Origin of the sequence: Oscillibacter acetigenes, assembly GCF_025567605.1 — a bacterium.
GTDB classification, from domain to species: domain Bacteria; phylum Bacillota; class Clostridia; order Oscillospirales; family Oscillospiraceae; genus Oscillibacter; species Oscillibacter welbionis.
Genome location: NZ_JAOQKG010000002.1, coordinates 123,676 through 138,253 on the forward strand (window position 1 = coordinate 123,676; position 14,578 = coordinate 138,253).

Here is a 14,578-nt window from a genome sequence, read left to right on the forward strand (position 1 = left end):
AACATAAGATTTATGGCTCGGTGCTATAATAACCTCAGCAAACCGGGCAATCGCCAAAGAAAGGATAGATTAGGACTATGAGATCACAACGGGATGGCATTTTTATTTTATGTATTGTGCTTATTGCCGCCATACTTGCAGGCTGCGGCGCGGCCGAGCAGCGACCGGCATTGGATAGGATCGAGTACACGAACCTGAACGACAGCGGATCAAGGGAACTTTTGAAGGAGCTGCTCTCCGACACAGGCGTGTCGGACGGGCGTATTCAGAGCTTTTTCCGCCGTGTGGACCGCTTTAATGACAGCGTGAAGCAGGAATGGCTTACGGATGGCTTTGAGGAAGCGGAGCTGCTATATACGAAATATGACCCTTACGCAATGCAGGACGAATGGACGGCGAAGAACGGGACGTTTCCGGGCTATAACTGCCGGATCACCGCCATGAGCCTGTTTGGGGACTTCCTCTCCGTGAGCGCGGACTCTCAAATCAATACCGGTGAAGATGTGCTGTTTGTGGACGAGGAAACGCTGAAAGCAGATCCCGATGCGCTGGGCGGAAGCAGCCTTGCAGATTTCCAAGCACTGTATTCCTCCATGAAGGCGGAGGATACCACGGAGATCAAGCGTCATGTGCAAACCGTACAAGAGGAATGGGCATCCCGCGGCGTTGCCTTTCGGGAGAATGAACGGATCCGCCTCATCACGGTATTCTTCCACGATAAGCCGACCGAGGAGGAATCTCTGCTGTTTGTCGGGCATGTTGGCGTACTTTTGACGGCGGAGGACGGGACGCTGTACTTTGTAGAAAAGGTCGCCTTTCAGGAGCCGTACCGGATGCTGCGCTTTGCGGACCGAACGGCGCTGAGCGATTATCTTATGGGGAAATATGACACCTCATGGGGACAGAATACGGCGAGCCCCTTTATCATGGAGAACGACGAGCTTATGGACGGCTGGCGTCCAAACCCGGATAGCGGAAGCTCCGTGCTCGACTAAGGACTGCGCGTTGCTGCCAATATAAGAAATCCCCGACTCCGATCGGGGATTTCTTATATTATCCTCCGCTGAAGCTGTGGAGAAAACCAGATAAAGCGCATCAACGCTGCAAAGTGACTTCAAATCATAGAATGTTAATTTGCATTGCTTGCCGCAACGGCGATGTTCCTGCTAAAATATGCGTGAAATCTTTAGAGAAAGCTGTCATTTTTAGTTTGCTTCTTTATCATATACAAGCATTGGCGTTCAGCTTTTCAAATTTCACGTAGGCTACGGCAAAGGCACAGACCTGCCGTGTGCAGCCGAGGGCGTTGTCCTTGGGATAGAGATGTGGTTATTTCTCTCTAAAGAGCGAAACAGAGTTTAATAAAATCGATATTCCTACACATACCCCCAGAGCCTTGCTCATGGTTGGCATGATATCCATCAAGCCTCCCCAATCTTCATTTAGCACACGCATCGCTCCGTCTGAATAAAAGGAACATACGGTCAATGCAGTGAAAGAAATAGCTCCGAATCTAAACCATTTTTCATTTTACTTTTAAAAGAGCAAATCAAATTAAATCCTGTAAAAATGATCGCAGAAATTCCTAAAAACAGCCACATATATTGTCTCCTTAAATTCTCTTACCCTGCACCCCTATGAGGCAAGGCTCGCAATCGTGTTGCCTGCGGACATGAACTGCCGATGAGAGGATCGTTCGCAGCCCCTTTACCGATTCTCCGCCAGATATTCCTCCGCATAGTGGACGGCTACCGCGCCGTCCGATACGGCGGTGACCACCTGCCGCACCGCCTTGGTTCGCACGTCGCCCACGGCGAACACGCCGGGGAGGCTGGTGCGGGTGGATTCGTCCGCGATGATGTAGCCGGACTTGTCCAGTGCCAGCTCATTTCGGAACAGCTCCGTCGCCGGGGCGCGTCCCACGCTAATGAACACACCGTCGCAGGCAAGCTCCCGCTCCGCATCGGTGTTGACGTCTTTTAGCCGCAGCCCCGTCAGGCGGCTTTCGTGCAGCAGCGCGGAGACGGTGCTGTTCCAGCAGAACTCCACGTTGGGCGCGCTCATCAGCGGATCATGATAGACTTTCGTTGCCCGTAGGCTGTCGCGGCGGTGGATGAGGTAGACCTTTTGGGCAATACGGGACAGGGTCAGGGCATCCGCCGCGGCGGAGTTGCCGCCGCCCACCACCGCCACGGTCCTGCCCCGATAGGGCGCGCCATCGCAGGCAGCGCAGAAGTGAACGCCCTTGCCGATGAGCACTTCCTCGTCGGGAACGCCCAAGGGACGAGGCGACGCGCCGGTGGCGATGGCTACCGTGCGGCTCTGAAAGACGCCCTCGCTGGTGTCCAAGGTCTTGATCTCCCCGGAAAGGCTGGCCTTGTACACCTCCGCCCGCTCCGTCACCGCGCCGAAGCGCTCGGCGCTCTGCTGCATTTTTTCGCCCAGCGTAAAGCCGTCGATGCCGCTTTCAAAGCCAGGGTAGTTGTCGATCTGCTCCGTCAGCGCCATCTGCCCGCCGGCGGAGAGCTTTTCCAGCACCAGGGTAGAAAGCCCGCTTCTGGCGGCGTACAGGGCGGCGGTGTATCCGGCGGGGCCGCCGCCGATGACGATCATGTCATAGATCTGCTCCATAGCCACATCCTCACTGCTCCAGCGTTTCCCGGATAAATGTCTCGATGGCCGCCTTGGAGCCGGGTGCGACAATGGAGCCGAGCACCTCGCCGTTCTTAAAGAGCATCAGCGTGGGGATGGTGTCGATGCCGAAACGCTCGATGAGCTGCGGCTCCTCGTCGTAGTTGATTTTCCCGGTGATGAGCGTGTCGGCGTACTGCTCCCCCACCTTGTCGAAGGCCGGGGCAATACGGCGGCAGTAAGGGCACCACTGGGCCCAGAAATCCACCAGCACGGGCTTGTCCGCGTGCAGGACGTCATTTTCAAAGCTGTTGGTCGTAATGGTAAGCATCGTAAAATCCTCCTATTCCTGTGTAAAAAGCTGTGTTTCAATATCCGTGACGGTAATGCGCGAGAGATACGCGGCGCACTGCTCGTTCATGTTCCGGTACAGCGTGTCCATCACGCCCGCCATGCCGGAGCAGATGGCGCAGTCCCGGTCAATGTCGCCGCTGTGCCACGCGCAGTCCACAAAGCGGGTATTCACTGCCTCCGCCACCTGCCGTAGGGTAAGGCTCGCCGGGTCTGCCGTCAGGCGGTAACCGCCGTCCAAGCCCTCCCGGGTCTCCACCATGCCTGTCTTTTTCAGCCCCGCCATGACGCGGCGAACACGGGTGGGGTTGGTGCAGATGTTCTCCGCCAGCGCTTCGCTGCTGAGGGAGCGTCCGCTGTGGCTCAGGCAGACCAGCGCGTGGACGGCCAGATTAAAGGAACTGTCCACCCTTTATCCCTCCTTCACAAGTTCGTAGGGCCAGTCGATGACGCCGCCGAAGTCGTAGACGCTCTGATACCCCAGCTTCAGCAGCTTTTGGGCGGCATCCTTGCTGCGGCGGCCGCTGCGGCAGTAGACCAACAGCGTCGCCTCCTTATCGGGCAGCGCCTCGGGCATTTCGCTGCCGATGCTCTCGTTGGGGACAAGGACGGCGTTTTCAATATGCCCGCCGTCGTACTCCTCCCGGGTGCGGACGTCCACCACCACGACCTCCTGCGAGACCATCATCTCATAGGCTTCCTCGGCGCTGATCTTCTGATACGCCGCCTTGCCTGTCATGTCCTCCGCCGTGTCCGCTTTTGCCTTGGACAGCGCGCAGCCGCTCAGCAGCGCAAGCGAGGCGGCAAGTGCCGCAAAAAGCAATATCTGACGCATAAATACACCTCCAAAACATTTGTGCTTATCGCTGATACAGTTTATACTGTGACTATAACAGATACAGTTGAGGCTGTCAAGGTTTTTGAAGCAATTTTGGGGCGCAAGACCCTTGTGACTGTTGACAAAGAGAGAAATATGGGTATAATAAAGGCGAAAGAATAAGACTTATTCTTGTATTTAGGGGGCTGGCAGTATGCCGAAATACGCAGAGGAAATATTGGCTGCCGTAACGGAGCTTCAGCGGCACCCCACGGCGGAACAGGTGTTCATGGAGATGAAAAAGGAGCATCCCAGCATCGCCATTGGCACCGTGTATAAGCATCTGAACACCTTGACGGAGGAGGGTCTGCTGCACCGCATCACGGAGTCGGGTTCGCCGGACCGGTACGACCGAACGGAACGGCACGATCACTTGATTTGCAGCCGGTGCGGGAAAATCGCGGACGTTCACCTGCCGGATATGCAGAGCCGGATCGAGCACGCGCTGGGACGCGATATCCTCTCGTATGATCTTAAAATCCGGTATATCTGTCCCGATTGCAGGGAACAGGAAGAAAACAACGCTGAAGGAGGCACCCGATGAACGCTAACGTATCGAGGCTGCTCAACGAGCAGATCAACAAGGAATTCTACTCCGCCTATCTGTATCTGGATTTTGCCAACTACTACGCCTCAGTAGGCTTAGACGGCTTTGAGAACTGGTACCGGGTACAGGCGCAGGAGGAGCGGGATCACGCCATGTTGTTCTATCAGTATTTGCAGAATAACGGCGAGGGCGTCACCTTTGAGACCATTGCAAAACCGGAGTGGGAACGAGACGATCACATGACGCCGCTGAAAAAGGCGCTGGAGCATGAGAGGCTTGTCACCGCCAGCATCGATGCCATCTACGCCGCCGCGTACGAGGTCAGGGACTTCCGCGCCATGCAGATGCTGGGCTGGTTCATTAAGGAGCAGGGCGAGGAGGAGAAGAACGCCGCCGACCTCATCACCAAGATGGAGCTGTTCGGCGGAGACAGCAAGGGGCTGTATATGCTCAACAGCGAGCTGAAGGCACGGGTCTACACCGCGCCCTCCATGACGATGGAATGGCGCCGTCCCCCGATTCGGCAATCAAACCAATCATAAAAGAAAAGGAGATTAAACCATGTCACTTATTAACAAAGAAATCAGCGATTTTTCCGCACAGGCATATCAGAACGGAGAGTTTCGGACCGTGACCAAGCAGGATGTGCTGGGCAAATGGAGCCTGTTCTTCTTCTACCCCGCAGACTTTACCTTTGTCTGCCCCACCGAGCTTGAGGATTTGCAGAACAAATACGCCGAGTTTAAGGCGGCTGGCTGCGAGGTTTATTCCGTATCCACCGACACACATTTCGTACATAAGGCGTGGCACGACCACTCTGAGCGCATCAGCAAGATCACTTATCCCATGCTGGCCGACCCCACACATGCGCTGAGCCGCGACTTTGAGGTGTATATCGAGGAAAACGGCCTTGCAGAGCGCGGAAGCTTCATTGTGAACCCGGAGGGCAAGATCGTAGTATACGAAGTCAACGCAGGAAACGTGGGCCGCAATGCCGACGAGCTTCTCCGCAGGCTTCAGGCCAGCCAGTTTGTGGCGGAGCACGGCGACCAGGTCTGCCCCGCCAAGTGGCAACCCGGAGCTGAGACCCTCAAGCCCAGCCTTGACCTTGTGGGCATGCTGTAATGGAGATGGAACAGCTCTATGATGTAATCGTGATAGGTGGAGGGCCGGCCGGACTTACGGCGGCCCTTTATCTTGCCAGGGCACGCTATCGCGTGTTGGTGGTGGAGAAGGAGCATTTCGGCGGCCAGATCACTATCACGAATGAGATCGTGAACTATCCCGGCGTAGCAAAAACCAGCGGCAGAGAATTGACGGACACAATGCGGCAGCAGGCAGAGGGCTTCGGCGCAGAGTTCCTGCTGGCCGAGGTCACGGCTTTTGAATTGGATGGGGACGTCAAGACCGTGAAGACCGGGCGCGGAGAATACCGCTGCTTTGGAGTGCTTCTGGCCACGGGAGCCCATCCGCGTATGATAGGCTTTCCCGGCGAGGCGGAGTTCCGTGGACGGGGCATAGCCTACTGCGCCACCTGCGACGGCGAGTTTTTTACCGGCAAGGAGGTTTTTGTCATAGGCGGCGGCTTTGCCGCGGCGGAGGAGAGCGTTTTCCTGACACGCTACGCAAAGCACGTCACCGTACTGATTCGCGGCGAGGATTTCACCTGCGCCGAGGCTGTGTCGCGCGCCGCCAAAGAGCATCCGAAGATCACTGTCCGCTCCCATACCGCAGTGGTGGAGGCCACGGGCGATACGGCGCTGCGGAGCCTACGATACAGAGATTTGAAAACCGGAGAGGAAACGGTTTTCGCACCGCATGGGGGTACCTTCGGCGTGTTTGTGTTTGCAGGCTACGAGCCGGAAACGGCCTTGATCCGGGACAAGATTGAGACTGATCCAAGGGGCTATATGGTTACGGACGGCTCGCAGCGGACGAGCCTTGAGGGCGTATACGCCGCGGGCGATGTGTGTGTGAAGGAGCTGCGGCAGGTGGTCACCGCCGTGGGCGATGGCGCAAAGGCTGCGACGGCGCTGGAAAAGTATGCCGCAGCCATGCAGGAAAAAACCGGGCTCCGCCCCCAAAAGCCTGAGATAAAAGAAACGAAGGCGGCATCCGGCGGCGAGGCTCAGCCCGAGGGGGTGCTCCCGCAGCAGGTAATGCAGCAGCTTGAGGCAGTATTTGAAAGGATGCAGGAGCCCCTGATACTGGAGCTTTACCTTGACGAGAAGGCTATTTCAACGGAACTCCGCTCCTACATGGAGGAGCTTGCGCAGCTCACACCCAAACTCACAGTAAGGAAATCTACCGACGGCGCTGAGCATGTGCCGCTGGTGCGTGTGCTGCGCTCTGACGGCAGCGACTCCGGTCTCGCCTTCCACGGGGTACCGGGCGGACACGAATTTACTTCTTTTATCATGGGGCTTTATAACGTGGCCGGACCGGGACAGGCTCTTGACGAGGAAACTATGGACCGAATAAAGGCTCTTGACGCACCCACAGATATGCAGATATTCGTTTCGCTTTCCTGCACCATGTGCCCGGAGCTGGTGATTGCAGCCCAGCACATAGCCGCCCTCAACCCTAATGTCAGGGCAGAGGCATACGATCTGAATCACTTCCCCGCCTTGAAGGAAACGTATAATGTCATGAGCGTACCCTGTCTCGTGCTGAACAGCGAAAAGGTGCTGTTCGGGAAAAAGAGCATAAGCCAGTTGCTGGACACGCTGGAACAGCAAGAGTAAAAGAGCCGATACACCGGATCGGCCCGAGGGATGATGGACGGAAGCAGTATATATCAGTTGCTTGAGTAACTGCTGACGGTCTCTGCGCTGACAACGGCGTTGTGATAACCGGGGTTGATATGCGACTGAAGCCAAGGCAGACTGCACACAGGCGACCTGCCTTTTCTTCCACCAAGCGGTTAGAGATGGCTAACTGAAATACAGAGCAGAAAGGAACATAAAGCTTGAACAAGGAAAAGGAGATCGAAACCGTTACCCTCATGGTGCGCCGATATTGCCGGGGCGTGCATGGGACAAGGGGTGAGACACTTTGCCCGGCGTGTGCCGCCCTGCTGGAAGACGCCAGAGAGCGGCGGGACAGATGCCCGCACGGGAAAATTTAGCGGCGATGTGAGGTCTTGCGAGAGGCGCAAGGCGGCAAATAAACAAAGAAGAGATAAGGGCAACAGCTATGAAAGAACAAAAGAACTTTTGGGACAAAAATGCCGGTCGGTACGACCGCTTTATGCGAAAGGATCGGGCGGCGTATGACGAAATGTGTGCGCACATCCGGACGGTCGTGAAAGCGAAAACGGTGCTGGAGCTGGCGACCGGCACGGGGCTGATTGCAAAAAACATCGTGAACGCGGCGGCGCACATCGAGGCGACGGACGCCTCCGCGGAGATGATTGTCGAAGCCAGACGGGATAACCGCTCGGCGAAGCTGCACTTTTCGGTGCAGGATATGTTCCGCCTGCCGTATGCGGACAAATCCTTCGATGTGGTGATCGTGTCCAATGCGCTGCACATCGTGCCGCAGCCGGAGAAGGCCCTTGCCGAGATCCGCCGGGTACTGAAGGACGGCGGCGTGCTCATCGCGCCCACCTTCACCCACGCGGAAAACTCCTTTTCCGGCAAGGTCAGGGCATTTTTCATGAGGCTGGCAGGCTTCCCTCTTCACAGCAGGTGGACGAGTGAGGAGTACCTGCGCTTCCTGCGGCAGAACGGCTGGACGGTGCGGAAAAGCGCTGTGCTGAAAGCTTCGTTCCCATTGACCTATGCGGAATGTGTGAAATCGGAGGGGTAAGATGTCATTCTTTGAAAATACCCGCAAGCCCGTAGGCCTTGGCGGGAAAATCATGGTCGCCATGATGAATCTGGGTCACAGCGCCGTGGCTCGGTGGGGCCTTCAGTTTTTAGAGCTTGCGCCGGACGCCAGGGTGCTGGACTGCGGCTGCGGCGGCGGTGCGAACATGAAGAGACTGCTGAAAAAATGCCCGCAGGGCGTCGTCAAGGGCATCGACTATTCACCCGTCAGTGTAGAGAAATCCAAAAAGGTCAATGAGGCCGCCATCGTGGAGGGTCGCTGCGCCGTTCTGCAAGGCAGTGTGGCGGATATGGTGTTTGCGGGCAACTGGTTCGACGCGGTCACGGCCTTTGAAACCGTCTATTTCTGGCCTGATCTGCCGCAGTGCTTCCGGGAGGTCTATCGGGTGCTGAAGCCCGGCGGGACATTTCTCATCTGCAACGAGAGCAACGGCGACACAGACAGGGACGAAAAGTGGACGGAGATCATCGGCGGCATGACCATCTACAAGGACATTGAATTAAAGGCGCATCTGGAGCAGGCGGGCTTTCACGATGTGCAGATACACAAAAAGAAAGGCTGGCTCTGCGTCACGGCGCGGAAATGAGGGAGAAGCAGGCAGATGAAGGACAAGAAGCTCCTATTCGACCGCAAATGCCATGTGCTGTATTCCCGGTCCTGCAAGAAGGAGATACGGGCGAAGATCGCCCTGCACTACCCGGAAGCGGAGCGGGAGATGGTTTGGGAACAGGTACAGCGGCAGTATGCGGACTTCCTCTCCGACTGGCGCACCGACTTGGGCGGCAAACGGAACTTCCACAACGGCGTAGGCGGCACCTACGACTGCATCGCCATCATGAGCTATTATGTGGTCTGCAAGGCCGTCACATCCTTCCGCGAGATCGAGGAGATGGAGGAAAATCTGATCCTGCCGATCTTCCGCAAGCTGCGGTTCGTGGACTGCAACAAGCCGTTCTGGAGGAAGCTGATGTACAGAGCGTTTGTGCGGGCGAAAGGCGGCTGCGACAAATGGCACGATTACGAGATGGCGGTTGCACCTTATGAAACCGACAAGCCCATCTATTATGAGTTTACATCGTGTCCGGCAGCGGAGTTTGCCATCCGGCACGGTCTTACAGACATCATGCCTGCCCTCTGCAATGTGGACTATGCGTCCATGGAACTGCTCCACGCAAGACTGGTGCGGACGACTACCTGCGTGGACGGCTGCCGATGCGACTATACCATCTGCGGCGATAAAGACCCGTATCTGAAGGCGCATCCCGAATACCGGGACGAGGCGGGGTTCAGAAAGAACAAATAATACTGCAACGCAAAGGCGGTGAGACAAATGGAAACCTTTCTTGGAATCATGATCCCTTTCTTGGGTACGGCACTGGGCGCGGCCTGCGTGTTCTTTATGAAAAGATCCCTTGGCGATCTGGTGCAGCGCGCCCTTGCCGGCTTTGCCGCCGGGGTGATGGTGGCAGCGTCGATTTGGAGCTTATTGATCCCTGCCATCGAACAGTCGGAGGGCATGGGCAAGCTGTCCTTCCTTCCTGCCTTTGTTGGGTTTGGGGGGGGTGTGCTGTTCCTGCTTGCCCTCGACCACCTGATCCCGCATCTTCATGTGGGCAGCGAGCAGGCAGAGGGCCCGAAAAGCAGGCTGGGCCGCACCACCATGATGGTGCTGGCGGTGACCCTGCATAACATTCCGGAGGGCATGGCAGTTGGCGTCATGTACGCGGGCTTCCTTGCGGGGAACGCGCAGATCACGGCGGCAAGCGCGCTTGTCCTGTCCCTTGGCATCGCCATTCAGAATTTTCCCGAGGGCGCGATCATCTCCATGCCGCTGCGGGCGGAGGGCAAGAGCAAGGGCAAGGCATTTCTCGGCGGTGTGCTTTCCGGCGTGGTGGAGCCCATCGGCGCGGTGCTGACGATTCTTGCGGCGCAGCTGGTGATCCCAGCACTGCCGTATCTGCTGAGCTTCGCCGCCGGCGCCATGCTCTATGTGGTGGTGGAGGAGCTTATCCCTGAAATGTCACAGGGAAAGCACTCCAACATCGGCACGATTTTCTTTGCCGTGGGCTTCAGCGTCATGATGACGCTGGATGTGGCGCTGGGATAGGCGCGGAGGTGCCGCTGCTTTTGCGACAGCTATGATATTACCTATGACGCGGTCTGCACCCGGCATCGAACGAAAACGCTGAGACGCGGCGACGACCGCAGGGATTTTCGCATGAGGACCGTTAGAAAAGAAAGGAGTCCAAGAATGAAGCCTGACTACAAAAACTGGATCCCCAAGGGAATGATGTTTTCGCTCATTGCGGGAACAGCACTATCGCTTGCGCTGCTGCTGGTTTTCGGCGTATTCGGCATCGAAGTGAGCGGAAAGCTGCGCGTCGTGCTGGGCGTGGTATTCGGAGTCGCCTTTGTCGTCTGTGCAAAGTACACCCAGTGGTGCGTGTATGCCTATCGGAGCTTTTCCTATGACGGCGAGCGCAAGCTCTCAAAGCAGATCATTGACGGCACGGCGGAGCATATCACGCTGCCGGAGGGCGGCGTGGGACTGGATATCGGCTGCGGCAGCGGCGCGCTGACCATTGCCTGTGCAAAGCGCAATCCCCAGGGAAAAATGGTCGGCATCGACCGCTGGGGCAAGGAATACGCCTCCTTCAGCCTGCCGCTGTGCGAAAAAAACGCTGCTGCGGAGGGCGTGAAAAACGCTTCGTTCCAACGTGGGAACGCAGTGAAGCTGGATTTCCCCGACGAGAGCTTCGACGCGGTGACCAGCAATTATGTCTATCACAATATCGCGGGGAAAGACAAGCAGGCGCTTCTGTTGGAAACGTTACGTGTGCTGAAAAAGGGCGGAACGTTTGCCATCCACGACCTGATGTCGCCCGGTAGATACGGCGATATGCAGGCATTTGTCCAAAAGCTCAGGGATATGGGCTATGAGCGCGTGGAGCTGATGGACACGACCGATGGCAGCTTTATGACGCCGAAGGAGGCCAAACGCCTGATGCTTCGCGGCTCAACGTTGCTGGTGGGAAGGAAGTAAGGCGGCGATGACATCAGCAATGCCGGTCTGCATCCGAGGCTTACTTGGCAGAGAACCATGACGCCCGTTCACGGCGGCAGTCGGTGATTTTTGAAGAGCCGCCTTCGGGCGGCTTCTCAAGGGCTATAGGGTTAGAGTATGCTAACCGGAAAACATTCAAAGGAGACGAGAGCGGAGAGTTTCCGCATGAGGTAGGGCTGTTTCTCAGCTACCCGCCGGAGGATGTAAAGGGCTTCATCGACCACCGTGCGAACGATTTCAAGTGCGCGGGGCTCTGGAAGGTCTACGGCGACGAGGAAAAGGCGCGCTCACTGTTCGCAAAATACAAAAAATGTACGGAGATCTACTGCACACTCTGGCAAAGCGGCTTGAAGCTGGAGCAGCTTGCCGTCGCGGTTTGATCATATAAAATCATGAAAAGAAAGGAACTTACAAACATGAAAACTGCTGTTATTTACTGGAGCGGTACGGGCAATACGGAGGCGATGGCGCGTGCCGTTGCCGAGGGCATGACCGCCGCGGGCGCAGAGGCTGTGCTGCTCACGCCCGCCGAGGTCGCACCCGGCGATCTGAATGCCTACGGCGCCATCGCCTTCGGCTGCCCCGCCATGGGCGCCGAGGTGCTGGAGGAAATGGAGTTCCAGCCCATGTTCGATGCCTGCAAGCACAGCCTCGGCGGCAAGCGCGCGGCGCTGTTCGGCTCCTACGGCTGGGGCGACGGCGAGTGGATGCGTACCTGGGAGAGTGACTGCGACAGCGCAGGGGTGAACCTCGTTTGCGAGAGCGTGATCTGCACGGAGACTCCCGACGACGCGGCGCTTGAAGCCTGCCGCGCTCTGGGCAAGGCATTGGTGGAATGAAAAATGATGCCTGCCATTGACGGTAACTTTAGCGGCAGATTGCGCGGGTTGCATTTGCCAAACAGCCTATCCGAAAAGGCAGGGACACCTCTTGCGGTGTTCCTGCCTTGCGCTGTATGGCGAGTATTGAAAAAGAATATGCTCAAGCATCCAAGACATGTGAACAGAGAGGCTCTGTGTTGAGTAGACGTAAAGCCGAATAAGAAAACGTGTTTGAATCGATTGATTTTTTCGCTGAAAGCACTGAGGCCTTCCCTCTCGGCACACGGATGACATTGGGCAAACGGAAAATTCGCAGGAAAATCAGGGATGCCTGGTGTTCTACATTGAAATCCCTGCGCGCTTATGGTAAAATATTTTTTACAGGCGCTGTGCCGTCGGATTTGAGGCAAACTGCGTACAGGCAGTCTGCCTTTTATTTCATCCACTGGTTAGAGCAGGCTAACCAGTGTGCAGAACTGGAACTGGAAAGGTGGAATGGACCAATTTGCATAAAAGTGTCTAATCATGTGTCGGAGGAGGTGGCCTGGTATGCAAGAAGCACAATATGATTTTCTTCATGGGCAAACGGATCGCAGCGACTTTTTCTCCCCCGCAATGCAGCAGCTTTGCGGTATTATGAAAGACAATCAGGTTGCTTTGCCAAGCGACATTGGAGAAGGATATTTCCGCTATATTTCACCGTGCCCCAATATCGAGATGTATATCTGCGATGTAATGTTTTACAGGGACACAGTATTGCGGGAGCAAGTGTATAAGGATTCTTTTTCCGTCATTTTCTCTCTTTCCGACGCATTGGAGTGGAAGGCTTCGGGCAGAAACAAAAAAACGTTGTTGGAAAAGGGAGATTGCTGCGTATACGGCAGCGGTCTGTTTGATGCGGAAAATATCTATGAGGCAGGACAGAGATATATAGGTGTCGGGCTGAACCTGCATCCCTGTCGGTTTCGCTCTGTGATGGATGGTTTGCAGAAGAAAAAGGCTTGCACCGCCTTTAGCGGGGGTAAAACTCCACCAAAACATAGAATCACCGCTACCATAGAAGCCACAATACGCCAGATATTGCAGTGTAACTACAATGATTGTGCAAAGTCATTGTATCAAGAAGGAAAGATACTGGAACTTGTTGCAGCCTTTGCGAACGAGATGATGGATCAGAATTCTGTTGCTGTGAAGGGGTCGTTGAGCTGGGCGGATAGCGAGACGTTACTTCGGGTCAGGCGACAGATAGATGAGGGATTTCTGGAACCCGTGACCATCGCGGAGCTCTCCAAACAGCACTTTATGTGTGAATCCAAACTTCGTGAGATATTTCGAAAGCACTATGGAATCACCATATATCAATATATGTTAAATCGCCGCATGGAGCACGCCTGCGAACTGTTGTCTGTGCCCGATGCTCAGGTGAAAGACATAGCAGGGTTGGTGGGGTACAGCAACATCAGCCATTTCAGCGACGCCTTCCGAAAAAAGTTTGGATGCACTCCGAGTGAATATAAGCGGAGCTTACCATTCTGAAACATAAGAGCAAAGACACAGGTGTATTCTCTTGTGGTTACTTGGATGGAAATTACAAAGATTGCATCTTCCCTTGAAAAACCAGAATAGTAGGCAGCACATTTCGAGGAAGATCTTGCCCAGTGGAAACTATATCATTTGAAATGTGAGTTGCTCAGCAGCGGCATACACATTGATGTTAGTGCTGGGCGGAATTAACCATTCGCGCGGGGCTGTAAACGAGCCTACGCATAAGTAAAACTTTGACCGCTGAAAAAGCAGAGCGGCGGGACAGATAAAGGCTGTCCCGCCGCTCGTGTTTTAAGGGCATATTGGCTTGATGAACCGGAAGTTACAGCGCCGCCTTTTTCCATTTTCTGATCTTAGTTCTAAAAGTTCCGAAAGGAGCAACAGTATTAACGTGAATGAACCTGTAAACTTCCCATACAGCTGCTTTTGTAGCATCATCAGCCCATTTTCTCATATGCGGCTTAAATAATTCATCCGCACTGAGCGAATCAATCATTGCGCAGATAGACTTGACATTTTCGTTCAGTTCGGCTTTCAACTCTTGAAGAGACAAATGAGCGTAGGTATCCGTGAACCACTGATACAGCTCGCCAAGTTGGTTCCATTTGAATTCGTCCGACGGCGTCTTTACTTGAAGCCCCTTCCTTTCATCTTCCTCCCATTTAAGAACCAATGTTGTCCAACCCACCTGATAGGCAAGGTTTTCTGCCGGGGTCCGGTCAACCTCATCAACCCTCTTATCTTTTAAGGCTTCTGGTATGCTATCAAACTCCGAAATATATTTTTCAAAAGTTTTATTGATTTCAGCTTTGAGTTCTTCTTTGCTTTTGTATACTCGCAAAAAAACACCTCCATAAATTCCGGTTTGTCTATTGAGCAATGATTCTGATTATAGCATAGCTTTATGAATT

The 14,578-nt window shown here is 55.1% G+C and carries 19 protein-coding genes; 14 read left to right on the forward strand and 5 right to left on the reverse strand.

Annotated features, from left to right (window positions below; translation table 11 throughout):
• Nucleotides 1-170: 170 nt before the first annotated feature.
• Nucleotides 171-995, forward strand: a complete 825-nt coding sequence (locus OCV80_RS04495; protein WP_256264202.1) for a DUF4300 family protein — start codon at nt 171-173, stop codon at nt 993-995.
• Between the two features lie 712 nt (nt 996-1,707).
• On the opposite strand, the gene trxB is transcribed toward OCV80_RS04495, so the two are convergent.
• From trxB to OCV80_RS04515, 4 genes are read right to left on the reverse strand one after another with little or no spacing between them, the layout of a single operon-like run.
• A complete protein-coding gene (gene trxB / locus OCV80_RS04500; protein WP_055245629.1) occupies nt 1,708-2,631 on the reverse strand; it encodes a thioredoxin-disulfide reductase in 924 nt (307 codons plus the stop codon).
• Between the two features lie 10 nt (nt 2,632-2,641).
• Nucleotides 2,642-2,962: a thioredoxin gene (gene trxA, locus OCV80_RS04505; protein ID WP_055245628.1), complete on the reverse strand. Its 321-nt coding sequence runs from the start codon at nt 2,960-2,962 to the stop codon at nt 2,642-2,644.
• A 12-nt stretch (nt 2,963-2,974) separates the two neighbouring features.
• On the reverse strand, nt 2,975-3,391 hold the full coding sequence (locus tag OCV80_RS04510) for an RrF2 family transcriptional regulator (protein ID WP_055245627.1): 417 nt from the start codon (nt 3,389-3,391) through the stop codon (nt 2,975-2,977).
• Between the two features lie 3 nt (nt 3,392-3,394).
• Nucleotides 3,395-3,817, reverse strand: coding sequence for a rhodanese-like domain-containing protein (locus OCV80_RS04515; protein ID WP_055245626.1), 423 nt, complete (start codon nt 3,815-3,817; stop codon nt 3,395-3,397).
• A 196-nt stretch (nt 3,818-4,013) separates the two neighbouring features.
• Between OCV80_RS04515 and OCV80_RS04520 the strand changes: the two genes are divergently transcribed.
• From OCV80_RS04520 to OCV80_RS04575, 13 genes are all read left to right on the forward strand, one after another.
• Nucleotides 4,014-4,403, forward strand: coding sequence for a Fur family transcriptional regulator (locus OCV80_RS04520; RefSeq protein ID WP_055245625.1), 390 nt, complete (start codon nt 4,014-4,016; stop codon nt 4,401-4,403).
• Complete coding sequence (locus OCV80_RS04525) at nt 4,400-4,948, forward strand: ferritin (RefSeq protein WP_055245624.1); 549 nt, start codon at nt 4,400-4,402, stop codon at nt 4,946-4,948. Before OCV80_RS04520 ends, OCV80_RS04525 begins: the two co-directional genes overlap by 4 nt.
• Nucleotides 4,949-4,967: 19 nt before the next feature.
• Nucleotides 4,968-5,531, forward strand: a complete 564-nt coding sequence (ahpC, locus tag OCV80_RS04530; protein WP_015565305.1) for an alkyl hydroperoxide reductase subunit C — start codon at nt 4,968-4,970, stop codon at nt 5,529-5,531.
• Nucleotides 5,531-7,150, forward strand: a complete 1,620-nt coding sequence (locus OCV80_RS04535) for an FAD-dependent oxidoreductase (protein WP_267288238.1) — start codon at nt 5,531-5,533, stop codon at nt 7,148-7,150. Before ahpC ends, OCV80_RS04535 begins: the two co-directional genes overlap by 1 nt.
• Before the next feature lie 224 nt (nt 7,151-7,374).
• The gene (locus tag OCV80_RS16535; RefSeq protein WP_110440238.1) at nt 7,375-7,533 is read left to right on the forward strand and encodes a nitrous oxide-stimulated promoter family protein; all 159 of its coding nucleotides are present in this window, start codon (nt 7,375-7,377) and stop codon (nt 7,531-7,533) included.
• A gap of 68 nt (nt 7,534-7,601) precedes the next feature.
• Complete coding sequence (locus OCV80_RS04540) at nt 7,602-8,216, forward strand: class I SAM-dependent methyltransferase (RefSeq protein WP_055245622.1); 615 nt, start codon at nt 7,602-7,604, stop codon at nt 8,214-8,216.
• Between the two features lies 1 nt (nt 8,217).
• Nucleotides 8,218-8,823 (forward strand): class I SAM-dependent methyltransferase, encoded by a 606-nt coding sequence (locus OCV80_RS04545; protein WP_055245621.1) that lies wholly within the window; start codon nt 8,218-8,220, stop codon nt 8,821-8,823.
• Nucleotides 8,824-8,838: 15 nt separating this feature from the next.
• Nucleotides 8,839-9,540, forward strand: a complete 702-nt coding sequence (locus OCV80_RS04550) for an L-2-amino-thiazoline-4-carboxylic acid hydrolase (protein WP_055245620.1) — start codon at nt 8,839-8,841, stop codon at nt 9,538-9,540.
• Nucleotides 9,541-9,567: 27 nt separating this feature from the next.
• Nucleotides 9,568-10,344 carry a ZIP family metal transporter gene (locus OCV80_RS04555; RefSeq protein ID WP_267288239.1) on the forward strand — a complete coding sequence of 259 codons (777 nt, stop codon included), beginning with the start codon at nt 9,568-9,570 and terminating at the stop codon, nt 10,342-10,344.
• A 144-nt stretch (nt 10,345-10,488) separates the two neighbouring features.
• The gene (locus tag OCV80_RS04560; RefSeq protein WP_055245618.1) at nt 10,489-11,280 is read left to right on the forward strand and encodes a class I SAM-dependent methyltransferase; all 792 of its coding nucleotides are present in this window, start codon (nt 10,489-10,491) and stop codon (nt 11,278-11,280) included.
• Between the two features lie 44 nt (nt 11,281-11,324).
• A complete protein-coding gene (locus tag OCV80_RS04565; RefSeq protein WP_110440240.1) occupies nt 11,325-11,681 on the forward strand; it encodes a DUF3793 family protein in 357 nt (118 codons plus the stop codon).
• A gap of 36 nt (nt 11,682-11,717) precedes the next feature.
• Nucleotides 11,718-12,140, forward strand: coding sequence for a flavodoxin (locus tag OCV80_RS04570; protein ID WP_256151945.1), 423 nt, complete (start codon nt 11,718-11,720; stop codon nt 12,138-12,140).
• Between the two features lie 531 nt (nt 12,141-12,671).
• The gene (locus tag OCV80_RS04575; RefSeq protein ID WP_162598951.1) at nt 12,672-13,658 is read left to right on the forward strand and encodes a helix-turn-helix domain-containing protein; all 987 of its coding nucleotides are present in this window, start codon (nt 12,672-12,674) and stop codon (nt 13,656-13,658) included.
• 331 nt (nt 13,659-13,989) lie between these two features.
• Here OCV80_RS04575 and OCV80_RS04580 read toward each other — a convergent pair whose 3' ends face one another.
• Nucleotides 13,990-14,508, reverse strand: coding sequence for a ClbS/DfsB family four-helix bundle protein (locus tag OCV80_RS04580; protein WP_055245614.1), 519 nt, complete (start codon nt 14,506-14,508; stop codon nt 13,990-13,992).
• Nucleotides 14,509-14,578: the final 70 nt, after the last annotated feature.

What these genes read in the sequence shown, in the direction of transcription:
- trxB (WP_055245629.1), bottom strand. Translation starts at nt 2,631, where the DNA reads ATGGAGCAGATCTATGACATGATCGTCATCGGCGGCGGCCCCGCCGGA.
- trxA (WP_055245628.1), bottom strand. Translation starts at nt 2,962, where the DNA reads ATGCTTACCATTACGACCAACAGCTTTGAAAATGACGTCCTGCACGCG.
- OCV80_RS04515 (WP_055245626.1), bottom strand. Translation starts at nt 3,817, where the DNA reads ATGCGTCAGATATTGCTTTTTGCGGCACTTGCCGCCTCGCTTGCGCTG.
- OCV80_RS04520 (WP_055245625.1), top strand. Translation starts at nt 4,014, where the DNA reads ATGCCGAAATACGCAGAGGAAATATTGGCTGCCGTAACGGAGCTTCAG.
- OCV80_RS04525 (WP_055245624.1), top strand. Translation starts at nt 4,400, where the DNA reads ATGAACGCTAACGTATCGAGGCTGCTCAACGAGCAGATCAACAAGGAA.
- ahpC (WP_015565305.1), top strand. Translation starts at nt 4,968, where the DNA reads ATGTCACTTATTAACAAAGAAATCAGCGATTTTTCCGCACAGGCATAT.
- OCV80_RS04535 (WP_267288238.1), top strand. Translation starts at nt 5,531, where the DNA reads ATGGAGATGGAACAGCTCTATGATGTAATCGTGATAGGTGGAGGGCCG.
- OCV80_RS04540 (WP_055245622.1), top strand. Translation starts at nt 7,602, where the DNA reads ATGAAAGAACAAAAGAACTTTTGGGACAAAAATGCCGGTCGGTACGAC.
- OCV80_RS04545 (WP_055245621.1), top strand. Translation starts at nt 8,218, where the DNA reads ATGTCATTCTTTGAAAATACCCGCAAGCCCGTAGGCCTTGGCGGGAAA.
- OCV80_RS04550 (WP_055245620.1), top strand. Translation starts at nt 8,839, where the DNA reads ATGAAGGACAAGAAGCTCCTATTCGACCGCAAATGCCATGTGCTGTAT.
- OCV80_RS04555 (WP_267288239.1), top strand. Translation starts at nt 9,568, where the DNA reads ATGGAAACCTTTCTTGGAATCATGATCCCTTTCTTGGGTACGGCACTG.
- OCV80_RS04560 (WP_055245618.1), top strand. Translation starts at nt 10,489, where the DNA reads ATGAAGCCTGACTACAAAAACTGGATCCCCAAGGGAATGATGTTTTCG.
- OCV80_RS04570 (WP_256151945.1), top strand. Translation starts at nt 11,718, where the DNA reads ATGAAAACTGCTGTTATTTACTGGAGCGGTACGGGCAATACGGAGGCG.
- OCV80_RS04575 (WP_162598951.1), top strand. Translation starts at nt 12,672, where the DNA reads ATGCAAGAAGCACAATATGATTTTCTTCATGGGCAAACGGATCGCAGC.